General features: G+C 73.8%; 13 protein-coding genes. 5 read left to right on the top strand and 8 right to left on the bottom strand.

Annotated elements, in window-relative coordinates; translation table 11 throughout:
* Nucleotides 1–52 precede the first annotated feature (52 nt).
* The 6 genes from JOF41_RS10355 to JOF41_RS10330 form a co-directional block, all read right to left on the bottom strand.
* Nucleotides 53–1,393, bottom strand: coding sequence for a sensor histidine kinase (locus tag JOF41_RS10355; protein ID WP_189226508.1), 1,341 nt, complete (start codon nucleotides 1,391–1,393; stop codon nucleotides 53–55).
* Nucleotides 1,390–2,061 (bottom strand): response regulator transcription factor, encoded by a 672-nt coding sequence (locus JOF41_RS10350; protein WP_209618111.1) that lies wholly within the window; start codon nucleotides 2,059–2,061, stop codon nucleotides 1,390–1,392. Before JOF41_RS10350 ends, JOF41_RS10355 begins: the two co-directional genes overlap by 4 nt.
* A 101-nt stretch (nucleotides 2,062–2,162) precedes the next feature.
* On the bottom strand, nucleotides 2,163–2,510 hold the full coding sequence (locus JOF41_RS10345) for a hypothetical protein (RefSeq protein WP_189226510.1): 348 nt from the start codon (nucleotides 2,508–2,510) through the stop codon (nucleotides 2,163–2,165).
* A 246-nt stretch (nucleotides 2,511–2,756) separates the two neighbouring features.
* Nucleotides 2,757–4,805 (bottom strand): HelD family protein, encoded by a 2,049-nt coding sequence (locus tag JOF41_RS10340; protein ID WP_504739836.1) that lies wholly within the window; start codon nucleotides 4,803–4,805, stop codon nucleotides 2,757–2,759.
* A gap of 173 nt (nucleotides 4,806–4,978) precedes the next feature.
* The gene (locus tag JOF41_RS10335; RefSeq protein ID WP_189226511.1) at nucleotides 4,979–5,131 is read right to left on the bottom strand and encodes a hypothetical protein; all 153 of its coding nucleotides are present in this window, start codon (nucleotides 5,129–5,131) and stop codon (nucleotides 4,979–4,981) included.
* Nucleotides 5,132–5,278: 147 nt separating this feature from the next.
* Nucleotides 5,279–5,899: a TetR/AcrR family transcriptional regulator gene (locus tag JOF41_RS10330; protein WP_209618108.1), complete on the bottom strand. Its 621-nt coding sequence runs from the start codon at nucleotides 5,897–5,899 to the stop codon at nucleotides 5,279–5,281.
* A 108-nt stretch (nucleotides 5,900–6,007) separates the two neighbouring features.
* Here JOF41_RS10330 and JOF41_RS10325 point away from each other — a divergent pair, with 108 nt between their 5' ends.
* The 3 genes from JOF41_RS10325 (at nucleotide 6,008) to JOF41_RS10315 (ending at nucleotide 8,938) form a co-directional block, all read left to right on the top strand.
* Entirely contained in the window at nucleotides 6,008–7,123 is a 1,116-nt protein-coding gene (locus JOF41_RS10325; protein ID WP_209618105.1) for an NADH:flavin oxidoreductase, read from the top strand.
* Between the two features lie 187 nt (nucleotides 7,124–7,310).
* Entirely contained in the window at nucleotides 7,311–8,102 is a 792-nt protein-coding gene (locus JOF41_RS10320; protein WP_209618101.1) for a GNAT family N-acetyltransferase, read from the top strand.
* Nucleotides 8,103–8,203: 101 nt separating this feature from the next.
* Nucleotides 8,204–8,938, top strand: coding sequence for a GAF and ANTAR domain-containing protein (locus JOF41_RS10315; protein ID WP_189226515.1), 735 nt, complete (start codon nucleotides 8,204–8,206; stop codon nucleotides 8,936–8,938).
* A gap of 29 nt (nucleotides 8,939–8,967) precedes the next feature.
* On the opposite strand, the gene JOF41_RS10310 is transcribed toward JOF41_RS10315, so the two are convergent.
* The gene (locus tag JOF41_RS10310) at nucleotides 8,968–10,008 is read right to left on the bottom strand and encodes a glycosyltransferase family 4 protein (RefSeq protein WP_189226516.1); all 1,041 of its coding nucleotides are present in this window, start codon (nucleotides 10,006–10,008) and stop codon (nucleotides 8,968–8,970) included.
* A 95-nt stretch (nucleotides 10,009–10,103) separates the two neighbouring features.
* Nucleotides 10,104–10,535 carry an ATP-binding protein gene (locus JOF41_RS10305; RefSeq protein ID WP_189226517.1) on the bottom strand — a complete coding sequence of 144 codons (432 nt, stop codon included), beginning with the start codon at nucleotides 10,533–10,535 and terminating at the stop codon, nucleotides 10,104–10,106.
* A 94-nt stretch (nucleotides 10,536–10,629) separates the two neighbouring features.
* Here JOF41_RS10305 and JOF41_RS10300 point away from each other — a divergent pair, with 94 nt between their 5' ends.
* Together JOF41_RS10300 and JOF41_RS10295 are read left to right on the top strand one after the other, a co-directional pair.
* Nucleotides 10,630–11,004, top strand: a complete 375-nt coding sequence (locus tag JOF41_RS10300; RefSeq protein WP_189226518.1) for an MmcQ/YjbR family DNA-binding protein — start codon at nucleotides 10,630–10,632, stop codon at nucleotides 11,002–11,004.
* A 63-nt stretch (nucleotides 11,005–11,067) separates the two neighbouring features.
* A complete protein-coding gene (locus JOF41_RS10295; RefSeq protein WP_209618099.1) occupies nucleotides 11,068–12,351 on the top strand; it encodes an erythromycin esterase family protein in 1,284 nt (427 codons plus the stop codon).
* The last annotated feature ends 1 nt before the right edge of the window (nucleotide 12,352 follow it).

Raw genomic sequence — 12,352 nt, 5'->3', positions numbered from 1 at the left:
GGTGGACGTGCCGCCGACTTCGCGGACCGCTCGAGCGGTCCGCTCGCTCGGGTCAATCCCGGAGGACCGGCAAGCGCAGGCGCATCCGAGTGCCGGGGGTGAGGGATTCAGCGGCCACCTGGCCGCCGTGGGTCTCCACCACTTGGCGCACGATGGCCAGGCCGAGCCCCGATCCGGGCAGCGACCGCGCCTGCGCCGACCGGTAGAAGCGGTCGAAGACGAACGGCAGGTCCGCCGCCGGGATGCCGGGGCCCTCGTCGGTCACCGCCAGTTCGCCGTCGGCCACGGTGACCAGCACCCGGCCGCCGGGCGGGCTCCACTTCACCGCGTTGTCGACCAGGTTCCCGACGGCCCGCTCGATCCCGTCGGGGTCGACGTGCACCAGGCACGGCGACAGCGCCGACTCGAACCGCACCCCGGCCGAGCGCGCCGCGGCCTTGGCCACCACCCGCGCGGCCACCAGGTCCAGCCGGGTGTCCTCGGCCCGCGCGGTGCCCTCGCCGTAGCGGGCGAGGTCGATCAGGTCGTTGACCAGGGTGCGCAGCTCACCCGCCTGCCGGATCGCCTCGCGCACCATCACCGGCGCCTCGGGGTCGCCCAGGCCCTCGCCGTCGGCGAGCAGTTCGAGGTTCGTGGTCAGGCTGGTCAGCGGGGTGCGCAGCTCGTGCGACGCGTCGGCCACCAGCTGGCGCTGCGCCTGCACGGAGATGTCCAGCGCCGTCATCATGGTGGCGAACGACCGCCCGAGGCGGCCGATCTCGTCGCTTCCGGTGAGGTCGACGCGGGAGCTGAGGTCCTGGGTCGCGGTCACGTGCTCGACCGCGTCGGTCAGCACCCGCACCGGCCGCAGCACCCGGCGGGCCATCAGCCTGCCCGCCAGCGCGGCGATCGCACCGCCGACCGCGGTCAGCGCGACCAGCAGCACCGCCAGCGGCCTGAGCACGTCAGACTCGGCCGACAGCGGCCGGGCGACCCGGACCAGCGTGATCGTCGTCTCCGGCATCGGCGCGGTGTAGACGCGGTAGGCGACGCCCTCGTGGACGGCGTCCTGGTAGTAGGGGGGCTCGGTGCCGCGGAGCACGGCGAGGTCCCGATCGGTCACCGGGATGAACTGCCTGCCCGGTCTCGGATCCTCCGGCACGATGACCAGTTGCAGCAGCGTGCTGCCCAGGTCGATCGGGGTTTCGAACGAGAGGGTGTCCTTCGACTCGATGACGTCCTGCTTGAGCCGGATGGCGATGGCCGGGGTCTGCGGCACGACGTCGGCCAGCGAGGTGTCCACCTGGCGGCGCAGGTTGTCGCGCACGGTCGAGTAGACCGCCACCGAGGCCAGTGCCAGGGCCAGCAGCACCACCAGGCCGGCGGCGACCCCGACCCTGGTGCGCAGCGTCACGGCCGTTCCCGCAGCACGTACCCCAGTCCGCGCACGGTCTGGATCAGGCGCGGTTCGCCCGCCGACTCCAGCTTCCCGCGCAGGTAGCTGATGTAGACCCACAGCGCGTTGGACGCGGGGCCGAAGTCGTAGCCCCAGACCGACTCGAAGATCAGCTCGCGGCCGAGCACCCGGTCCGGGTTGCGCAGGAACAGCTCCAGCAGCGCGTGCTCGGTGCGGGTCAGCTCGATCTCCCGGCCTGCGCGGTGCACCCGACGGGTGGCCGTGTCCATCTCCACGTCGGCGAACCGCAGCACCTCCAGGTCGGCCCCGGTGCGCCGCAGCAGGGCGCGCAGCCGGGCCCGCAGCTCGTCCAGCGCGAACGGCTTGACCAGGTAGTCGTCGGCCCCGGCGTCGAGCCCGGCCACCCGGTCCTCGACCAGGTCGCGCGCGGTGAGCATGAGGATCGGCGTGCGGTCGCCGCGGCGGCGCAGCCTGCGGCAGATCTCCAGCCCGTTGGGCTCGGGCAGCAGGACGTCCAGCACGATCACCTCGGGCCGGACCCTGCCCACCTCGTCGAGGGCCTGCGCCCCGTCGACCGCGACCGACACCTGGTAGCCGTCCCGGCGCAGCGCTTGGGTCAGGGAGCGGCGGACCGCTTCGTCGTCGTCGACCACCAGGACTCGCACGCCTCCCAGTATGGATGATCACCGCGGACGGCCCGTCCGCCGCGGTCGGGACCACCGGCCCCGACCGCGGCGGACGGATCACCTGATCGATGAACTTCCGATCAGAGCTTCATCTTCACCGCGGTGAGGGCGTCACTGAGCCGCTGGGGGCTGACGCCGAGGTCCTTGGCGATGATGATGAACCTCGGGTCGTCGGTGATCGCGCCCTCCGGCACGACCCTCTCCAGGACGCGGAGCACCTGCAGCGCCCGCTCACCGGAGATGCCCAGCTCGACGGCCAGCAGCCTGGCGGCCTTGTGCAGGTTGTCCTCCTGCCCGGCGCCCGCGGCGGCGGCGCTCTGCGTCGCCGGGGGCTGGCTCGCCAGGGCCGTCGACACGTTCGCCGAGACCACCGCGGTCAGCGCCCCCGCCGTCAGGACGGCGGCGATGAGCTTGCCTCGAATACCCATTCACGTGCTCCAGTCGTTCTGCGGCGCCGGTCGTTCCGGCACCTGGGACCAGCAGACCAAGCGGAGCTCAGCGGAACTTTCGCCCAACCTTGGAATCACCTTAGGAACCACTGGGGGCACGACCCCCGGCAAGGCGCCCGCTTCCCGCCCGCTCGACGGCGTGGGCCACTCCTGTTTCGCGCTCGGCCGGGTGGCGCCTGCCGAGGCCGCCTGGCGGAAGGCCCTGGCACCTACCGGGAGAGGTGGTCACCGCTCCCGCACGGCCGCCAGTTCCGCCGGTGGCGGGCCGGGGTGCACGATGCCCAGCCGGTGCGTGGCCCTGGTCATCGCGACGTAGAGGTCGTTGTGCCCCAACGGTCCCGCACCGAGGATCGCCGCCGGGTCGGCGATCAGGACCGCGTCGAACTCCAGCCCCTTGGCCTGGCGAGGAGTCAGCAGCACCACCTCGGCGGACGGATCGTGCGCGGCGCCGGGGGACAACGCCTCCGCCAAGCGGTCGACGTGCTCCCGCGGGGCGATGACCGCGACCCTGCCGTTGAGCGACGGCGCCAGTCGGGCGACGACCGCGGGGAAGTCGGCGGGGGTGGTGCGCACGCGCCACGGCGTCTCACCGGTCGAGCGGATCGCCTTCGGGGGCCGTGTTCCGGGGTGGTGGGCGGCGAGCAGGTCGGCGGTGGCATCCACGACCTCCGCCGGGGTGCGGTAGCCCACGGTGAGCCGCGCGAGCCGCCAGCGGTCGGCCACGTGCGGGGCCAGCACGTGCTCCCACGACCGGGCTCCCGCCGGGTTCCCGGTCTGGGCCAGGTCGCCGACGACCGTCATGGACCTGGTGGGGCACCGGCGCATCAGCATCCGCCAGGCCATTTCGGACAGTTCCTGCGCCTCGTCCACGACGACGTGCCCGAAGGTCGGGCAGCTCTCACCGAGCAGCGCGGCGGCCTCGTCCAGCAGCGGGACGTCCGCCGCGCTCCAGTCGGCCGCGCTCCAGTCGGCCGCGCTCCGGTCCGCCACGCCGAGCAGGTCCGCCACCACGCCTTCCGCCGTCAGCCGCGGCCACAGGTCGTCGAGCGCGGCGCGGACGCCGGGATCGGCGAGCAACGAGTCCCGCAGGGCGGTCCGGTCGGTGTCGTCCAGCAGCTCCTTGGGGCCGTCGTCCTGCCCGACCACGACACCCGCGGCGGCCAGCGCCCGCAGGTCGGCCTCGCTGAGCCGCCCGTCGGCGCTGCCGCCGTCGATGGCCTCACCGGTGTCGGTGAGCACGACCGATTCCAGCCGGTCGGCCAGGTGCCGGGCCAGCGCGTCCACCAGGTCCCGCTGGAAGACCAGCCCGGCCTGGTTGTGCGGCAGTCCGGTCCGCCTGGCCCTGCGCACCGCCCGACGGCACGCGGCCGGGTCCAGGCGCAGCACCTGCCCCTCGAAGTCGATGTCGACCGGACCGTCGGGCATCCGGACCTTCGAGCGCACGGCGGCGGCCAACCGGTCGGCCATCACCGCCCGGCCCTTCTCCACCTCGGTCTCCGGCGGGTCGACCCGGCTGACGGCGACGCCGGGACGCAGGTCGGCGACGGTCGAGGTCACCACGCTGTGCTCGCCGAGGCCGGGCAGCACCTGGCCGATGTAGTCGAGGAAGATCCGGCTCGGCCCGATGACCAGGACACCGCGGGTGCGCAGGTGCTGGTGGGTGTAGAGCAGGTAGGCCACCCGGTGCAGCGCGACGGCCGTCTTGCCGGTCCCCGGCCCGCCCTGCACCACCAGCACGCCGCGGTGGTCCTCGCGGATGATCCGGTCCTGCTCGGCTTGCAGGGTCGTGACGATGTCGCGCATCCGGCCGGTGCGGCCCGCGGTCACCGCCGCCAGCAGCGCGGCCTCCCCCACCAGGCCGCCGTCCGCGCCGTCCAGGTCGAGCAGTTCGTCGTCCAGCGCCACGACCACCCGGTCCCGCGTGGTGATGTGCCTGCGCCGCCGGACGCCTCGGGGGACGGCCGCGGTGGCGGTGTAGAAGGCGCGGGCGGCGGGTGCCCGCCAGTCGAGCAGCAGGGGCTCGTCATCCTCGTCGAAGAGGCTCAGCCGTCCTATGTAGACAGAACCGCTGTCGCGCATGTCCAAGCGGCCGAAGCACATGCCCTGCCGCACGGCGTCCAGGCGGGTCACCTCCGCCCGCCACACGGCGACCGATCCGCCGTCGCTGCCCCGCGTGCCCGCCAAGCGCTTCACCGCCTCTTGGCGCATGGCGTCGACGCGGGCGTGCAAGGCCGTCAGGTACTGCTGCTCGATGGCGATCTCATCGCTGGTCAAACCGCTGCGCTCCCCCACGGGTCGGTGATCGGTGGCACCGAGGGTGCCCGGCCGACCTGCGGAAGAACAGTCTTGTTCTTCCGATGCGGTTTCAATCGCCCCGGGAAGCCGCACGGGACACCGACCACTGCCCGGTGTCCCGAACGCTCGGTTCGCGGCCGCCTGAGCGTGGGTCAGAAGATCAGCACGAGCAGCAGGATCACGGCCAGCACGACGGCGATGACGGTGGGGGCGGTGGCGGGCGACTTGCGGTAGTGCCGCTCCACCGTGGTGGTGCGGAACCAGGCGCCCGGCAGCCGACGCCGGTGTCGTTCAACCCAGGGCATGTCCCCTCCAGATTCGTCGGCGCGCCGGCGGACCGGCGCGCGATCGCGGTTGTCATACCCCCGCGCTCCGGCCACGACACCAGATTGCTGCGACAGGACCACCCCACTCGGCCGGGCGGAGGCCGGTGGACGCGCTCGTCCGGTGGTTCAGTGCCGCTCGGTCACCGGGAGGGGTGCGGCGTGCTCGCAGTTGAGCCCGTCGAGGCAGACGCGCAGCTGGCGCCGCCACAGCCACGGCTTGTCCACCGGGGTCATCTGCACGGTCTGGCTCAACGCGGCCAGCAGCAGCGCGAGGTCGTCGGTGGTGATGTCGGGTCGCAGCTTCCCGGCCCGCTGGGCCCGCTCGCGCAGCTCGTCGATGATGCGCACGAGCGGCTGCCCGCAGGTCTGCGCGGGGTGGCGCCAGTTCTCGCAGTAGCGCTCCACGACGGCGCGGTGGTGCGCCTGGTTGACCAGCGCCTGCTCGAAGAACTCCTCCAACGCCGCGCGCGGGTCCTCGGTGGCCGCCGCCGCCTGCCTGGCCTCGCTGGTCCAGGTCGCGAACTCCCGCTCCAGGACCGTGCCCAGCAGGTCCTCCTTGGTCGGGAAGTGCCGGTAGAGCGTGCCCATGCCCACGCCGCTGCGCTGGGCGATCTCCCGGACGTCGACGGTGCAGCCCTGCTCGGCCAGCACTCCCGCGGCCGCCTCGATGATCGCGGCGCGGTTGCGCTCGGCGTCCGCTCGGCGGACGCGCTTGGGGGAGGTGGCGGAGTGCTCGGCGCGCGTCACGACCTCATCATACGACTCCCCCTTCAACCGGAGCACTTGCTCCACTAGGCTGTGGAAACGAAAAGGAGCAACTGCTCCCCTTGACTTCGCCAACGCCGAGGAACCCCGATGACCGAGCCTTCCGTGGCACCGCTGTTCCGCCCCTTCCGACTGGGGACGCTGGACCTGCCCAACCGCGTCGTCATGGCACCCATGACCCGCGAGTTCTCGCCCGGCGGCGTGCCCGGCCACGACGTGGCCGACTACTACGCGCGCCGCGCCGAGGGCGGCGTCGGCCTGATCGTCACCGAGGGCACCTACGTCGACCACCCCAGCGCGGGCGGCAGCGACCGCGTTCCGCGCTTCTACGGCGAGGACGCGCTGGCAGGCTGGGCGCGCGTGGTGGAGGCGGTGCACGCGCGGGGCGGGCGCATCATGCCGCAGCTGTGGCACGTCGGCCCCGCCCGCGAGCCCGGAACCCCGCCCGTGCCCGACGCCCCCGTGCTGTCCCCCTCGGGCGTGGCGCTGGACGGCACGCCGCTGGGCGAGGCGGCCCCGGTGCCCACCGCGAGCGACCTGGACTCCGTCGTCGAGGCCTTCGCCGGCGCCGCGGCCTCCGCCCAGCGCCTCGGCTTCGACGGCGTGGAGCTGCACGGCGCGCACGGCTACCTGCTCGACAGCTTCCTGTGGGAGAACACCAACCGGCGCACCGACGCCTACGGCGGCGACCCGGTGGCCCGCACCCGCCTCGTGGCCGACGTGGTCACCGCCGTGCGCAAGGCCACCGGCCCCGACTTCCCCGTCGTCCTGCGCCTGTCGCAGTGGAAGCCCACCGACTACCAGGCCCGCCTGGCGGCCACGCCGCAGGAGCTGGAGTCGATCCTCGCGCCGCTGACCGAGGCGGGCGTGGACGCCTTCCACGCCTCCACCCGACGCTACTGGCTGCCCGAGTTCGAGGGTTCCGAGCTGAACCTGGCGGGCTGGGTCAAGAAGATCACCGGGCTGCCCACCATCACGGTCGGCTCGGTCGGCCTGGACGGCGAGTTCATGGCCACCTTCACGGGCGAGATGCCCTCCCCTGCGGGCATCGAGAAGCTGCTGGAGCGCATGGCGGCCGACGAGTTCGACCTCGTCGCGGTGGGCCGCGCCCTGCTCGCCGACCCGGCCTGGGCCGAGAAGGTGCGCACCGGCCGCGCGCAGGAGATCGCCCACTTCACCCGCGAGGCGCTGACCACGCTCGTCTGAGCGGACCTGGCCGGCGGGCGCTCAGCGGCGGCGCACGCACCGGCCGCGCAGGACCACCGCGATCGGATCGGCGGGCAGGCGCGGGTCCGATCGCGGGTCCTCGGCACGGGTGGGCGTGTCCGCGAATCCGGATGACCACCCGCGAAATCACGTGAACCACGTGGCCTCCCCCGAGTAGCGTGCCCCGGTGCCCAATCCCACCGCCCTGCTGGCCGTTTACGACGACCAGGTGCGCACAGCCGAGATCACGAACCTGTCGCCCGGCGCGCACGCCGAACGCGACGGGCCGGTGGTGCGGGTCGTCGGGCAGCACCGGCGCGGCTTCGTCAGCGGCCCGCGCGACCTCGGCCTGGACGGCGCGGAGCTGGACGCGCTGATCGCGCGGCAGCGGGACTTCTTCGCCGCACGAGGCGAGGCCGTGGAGTGGAAGACGCGCGGACACGACCTGCCCGCGGACCTGCCGCGCAGGCTCGTGGCCGCGGGTTTCACGGCCGAGCAGCCGGAGACGGTGCTCATCGGGGAAACCGGGGAACTGGCCGCGGCGGACCCCGCCCCCATCAGCGGCGTCACCGTCCGGGAAGCGCGGTCCGAGTCGGACATGCTCCGGATCGCCGAGATGGCCTCCGAGGTCTGGGGCGACGACCGGAGCTGGCTGGCCGCGGAGCTGGTCGACCGGGTGCGCGACGGGACGGGGCGGACCGTCGTGGTCCTCGCCGAAGCGGACGGCCGGGTCGTCTCCTCGGCCAGGCTGGAGTTCGAGCCGGGCACGGAATTCGCGGGCCTGTGGGGTGGCGCCACGCTGGCCGGGTGGCGGGGACGGGGCGTCTACCGCGCCCTGGTCGCCCACCGCGCCCTGGTCGCGGCGCGGCGGGGTACCCGGTACCTCCAGGTCGACGCGACCGAGGACAGCCGCCCCATCCTGGAGCGGATGGGGTTCACCGCCGTCACGACCACCACGCCCTACGTGTGGAGCCCGTGACACCGCATCGGGTGCGCGGGCGGGTGTTCGGGGCGCGATCGCGGATGAATCGCACCCCGAGTGGCTACCCCGACCGAGTACTACCGGAGGAAGGGGTGCTCATGGCCGACGGGACGACCGGACGAACCGCGTCAGCGGACGACCGCGGGGTCGACCTGGCGGCCCAGCTGACCGAGGTGGCGCGCACCCTCCAGCAGCAGGAGGACGCGCAGGACACCCTGGACGAGATCGTGCGGGGCGCGGTGGGGACCATCCCCGGCGCCTGGCAGGCCGGGATCATCACGGTCACCGGCAGGCGCGAGGTGGACACCGTGTCGATGACCGGCGACGTCGTCGGTGAGGTCGACCAGATCCAGTACGACACCGGGCAGGGCCCCTGCCTGGAGGCGCTCTACGCCCACAAGATCGTCAACGTGCCCGACCTGGCCCACGAGACGCGCTGGCCGGAGTTCGCCGACCGCGCGCACCGGCTGGGGGTCTCCAGCATGCTGTCGCTGCAGTTGTTCGTGCGCGACGACGACCTCGGCGCGCTCAACCTCTACTCCCCCGACGCGCACGCCTTCGGCGAGGAGGCCGAGCACGTGGGGTCGTTGTTCGCCGGGCACGCCGCGGTGGCGCTGGCCAACGCCCGGCAGCGGGACAACCTGGTCCAGGCGGTGCAGACCCGCGACCTGATCGGCCAGGCCAAGGGCATCCTGATGGAGCGCCACAAGATCACCGGCGACCAGGCGTTCACCGTGCTGATGCGCACCAGCCAGCGGACCAACGTCAAGCTGCGCGACCTCGCCGAGGTGCTGGTGCGCACGGGTGAGCTCGCCCCGTCCGCCGCCCGGTAACCCCGCCCGGTCATCCCGCCCGGTCATCCTCAGCCGCGCAGCGGGAGCGGTCGGCGCACCGCCTGGGCGAGCACGGCCGCCGTGCGCGCGGCCATCATGCGCACGTCGAACGCGCGCAACGCCCGCGCCCGCGCGCGTGCGCCGAGGTGGGCGCGCAGCGCGGGGTCGTCCACCAGCGCCCGCAGCGCGGCCGTCAGCGCGGGCCCGTCGTCCGCCGGGACGATCGACGCCGCGCCGGTCAACACCTCCGCCACGTCGCCCACCGCCGTGCTCACGCACGGCAGGCCGTGGGCCGCGGCCTCCAGCAGCGCCAGCGGCAGCGCCTCCCGCCGGGACGGCAGGCAGAACACGTCCAGCTCGCGCAGGAACGCCGGGACGTCCAGGCACTGCCCGGTGAACCGCACCGGCAACCCGGCCGCCCGCCCGCGCAGCGCGTCCTCCTCGTCCCCGGCGCCCGCGATCCGCACTTCCAGCGAGCAGCCGTCCGCGACCAGTTCGCGTGCCGCCTCCAGCAGCAGGTCGAGCCCCTTGCGCGCGGTCAGCCGCGCCACCGCACCGACCACCACCGGGATGGCCACCGCCCGCGCGGTGACCGGGTGCGCAGGCGGTTCCACGCCGTGGCGCACCCGCACCACCCGCGACGGCGGCACCATCAGCTCCCGCCGCAACTGCGCCGCCACCGAGGCCGACGGCGCGATCGCGTACGCGACGGGCGGGAACGGCCCTGCGGGCGGCGAGCCGGGCAGGTGCAGGGTGACCACGGTGGGCGCGGCGCGCACGGCGGCTTCCAGGCACGCCAGGCCGCTCGCCGGATCGGACAGGTTGACCTGCACCACGTCCGGCCGCAACCGGGCCAGCGCGTCGGCCGCCCCCGCCGCGCCGCCGCCCTCGGGCAGCGGCACGACCTCGACCGCGTCGCGGACTCGGGCGAAGTGCTCGACCACCGGCTCGCTGACCAGCAGGGCGCACCGGCACCACGACGGCAGCCACCGCAGCAAGTTGCGCGCGTAGGCCCCGGTGCTGCCGAAAGTCCCGCTCTCCACGACGACGGCCACCCGCAACCGCATCATGCCCGTGTCAGCTCCTCGCGGACGTCCATGGCCGGCTTCGCGTCCATGCTCCTACGTCCGCGCGCGGGTGCGTCCGGCGCGCGACGGCCGTCCCGCTACTGGCCGTCCCCCGCGGCGGGTTCGCAGGGGATCTCCGCCCACACGGTCTTGCCCCGCGCGTGCCGCCGCACGCCCCAGGCGCGGGACAGGTTGTCGACGATCACCAGGCCGCGACCGCGGTGCGACGTCGCCCCCGGCTGCCCCAGGACGACCTCCCCACCACCGGTGTCCTCCACCTCCACGCGCACGGAGCACGGGGCCGGCGACCGCTCCAGCCGCACCCGGCGCGGACCGCTGCCGTGGTCGTAGGCGTTGGCCACCAGTTCGGTCACCACCAGCAGGCAGTCGCCGAGCTCGTCGTCGGTCAGGTCGGCCAGGGCCGCACCTGCCCACCGCCGGACCTGCACCAGCGGCGGCACCCCCTCACCGAGCTCGAACGCCAGTGGTCCGGGAGAGCCTTCGCTCTCCTCGGTGGTGACCACGCTCATCGGGCCCTCCCCTGTTGAGACACCCCTGACCCGATGCCGTGGTACCCGCCCCTCGGGGGGAACAATCCCGATCGGCCCCCACTAAGGTGGGTGAGTGACCCCCGCCGCACTCCGCGAGGCGTGCCTGGCACTGCCGGGCGCCCGTGAGGAATTCCCCTTCGACGAGCACTCCAGCGTGTTCAAGGTGGCCGGGAAGATGTTCGCGCTCAGCGCGCTGCGGGCCGTCCCGCTGCGGGTCAGCCTCAAGTGCGACCCCGACCTGGCCGTGCAGCTGCGGTTGGCGCACCCGGCGATCACCGGCGGCTACCACCTGAACAAGCGGCACTGGAACACCGTGGTCCTGGACGGCTCGGTGCCCGAGCGGCTGGTGCTGGACATGATCGAGGACTCCTACGACCTGGTCGTCGCGGGCCTGCCGAAGCGGGAGCGGGAGAAGCTGCGCTGGAAGGCGCTGGCCCAGGAGGGGTAGCCGGTTTGCCGCGCTCCCCGCCGGGTAGGCCGGGTGGACACCGACTGCCCGGTGGGAGGTGCCATGACCCGGTACGGGGACGAGGTCGCGGCGCTGGCGGCGCCGCTGCTCGACGCGGGCGACCTGGACGTGCTGCTGGACCGCGTGGGCGACGCGCGGGTGGTGATGCTGGGCGAGGCCACCCACGGCACGCACGAGTTCTACCACTGGCGCGCGCTGCTGACCCGGCGGCTGATCACCGAGCTCGGCTTCTCGTTCGTCGCGGTGGAGGGCGACTGGCCGGACTGCGAACGGGTCGACGGCAGCGTCCGGGGCCTGCCGCACGCGCCGGAGGACCCCCGCGAGGCGCTGACCGCCTTCGACCGCTGGCCGACCTGGATGTGGGCCAACGAGGAGGTCGTCGACTTCACCCGGTGGCTGCGCGCCCACAACGCCGGGCTGGACCCCGCGCACCGGGTCGGCTTCCACGGCCTGGACGTCTACTCGCTGTGGGAGTCGCTGCGCGAGATCCTGTCCCACCTGCGCGAGCACGACCCCGGCGAGGTGCCGGTGGCACTGGCGGCCTACCGCTGCTTCGAGCCCTACGGCGAACAGGCCCACGACTACGCCAGGGCGACCCGCCTGGTGCCGACGGGCTGCCAGAACGAGGTCGTCGACCTGCTGGTCAGGTTGCGACAGCGCGCGGCGGACCGCGCGGGCGCGTTCGGCGCGTGGCAGAACGCCGAGGTGGTCGCCGGTGCCGAGCGCTACTACCGGGCGCTGGTCCGCGGCGGTCCCGACTCGTGGAACGTCCGCGACCGGCACATGGACGACACGCTGGACCGGCTGCTGACCCGCTACGGGCCGGGTTCGAAAGCGGTGGTCTGGGCGCACAACACCCACGTCGGCGACTCGCTGGCCACGGACATGGCCGCGAGCGGCGCGGTGAACATCGGCAGGCTCGCCCGCGAGCGCCACAGGGCCGAGCGGGTGGTCCTGGTCGGTTTCGGCACGCACCGCGGCACCGTCGTCGCGGGCGATTCGTGGGGCGCGCCCATGCGGGAGCTGCCGGTCCCGCCCGCCCGCGCGGGTTCGCTGGAGGACGTGCTGCACCACGCCGCGCCCTCGCCTGCCCTGTTCGTCCCTCCCCTCGAGGAGCGCACGGGCCTGCTGGGCGACCGGTTGGACCACCGCGCGATCGGGGTGGTCTACCGCCCGGAGCACGAGCGCTGGGCCAACTACGTGCCCACCACCCTGGGCGAGCGCTACGACGCGTTCCTGTGGATCGACCGGACGAGCGCGGTGCGCCCGCTGCGCGTCCAGCAGGTCGACCTGCTGGAACCCGACACCTACCCCAGCGGGGTCTGAC

Origin of the sequence: Saccharothrix coeruleofusca (assembly GCF_017876325.1) — a bacterium.
Lineage (GTDB): Bacteria > Actinomycetota > Actinomycetes > Mycobacteriales > Pseudonocardiaceae > Actinosynnema > Actinosynnema coeruleofuscum.
This window is presented reverse-complemented; position numbering and strand designations above follow the sequence as displayed.

What these genes read in the sequence shown, in the direction of transcription:
- JOF41_RS10345 (WP_189226510.1), bottom strand. Translation starts at nt 2,510, where the DNA reads ATGGGTATTCGAGGCAAGCTCATCGCCGCCGTCCTGACGGCGGGGGCG.
- JOF41_RS10335 (WP_189226511.1), bottom strand. Translation starts at nt 5,131, where the DNA reads ATGCCCTGGGTTGAACGACACCGGCGTCGGCTGCCGGGCGCCTGGTTC.
- JOF41_RS10325 (WP_209618105.1), top strand. Translation starts at nt 6,008, where the DNA reads ATGACCGAGCCTTCCGTGGCACCGCTGTTCCGCCCCTTCCGACTGGGG.
- JOF41_RS10315 (WP_189226515.1), top strand. Translation starts at nt 8,204, where the DNA reads ATGGCCGACGGGACGACCGGACGAACCGCGTCAGCGGACGACCGCGGG.
- JOF41_RS10310 (WP_189226516.1), bottom strand. Translation starts at nt 10,008, where the DNA reads ATGATGCGGTTGCGGGTGGCCGTCGTCGTGGAGAGCGGGACTTTCGGC.
- JOF41_RS10305 (WP_189226517.1), bottom strand. Translation starts at nt 10,535, where the DNA reads ATGAGCGTGGTCACCACCGAGGAGAGCGAAGGCTCTCCCGGACCACTG.
- JOF41_RS10295 (WP_209618099.1), top strand. Translation starts at nt 11,068, where the DNA reads ATGACCCGGTACGGGGACGAGGTCGCGGCGCTGGCGGCGCCGCTGCTC.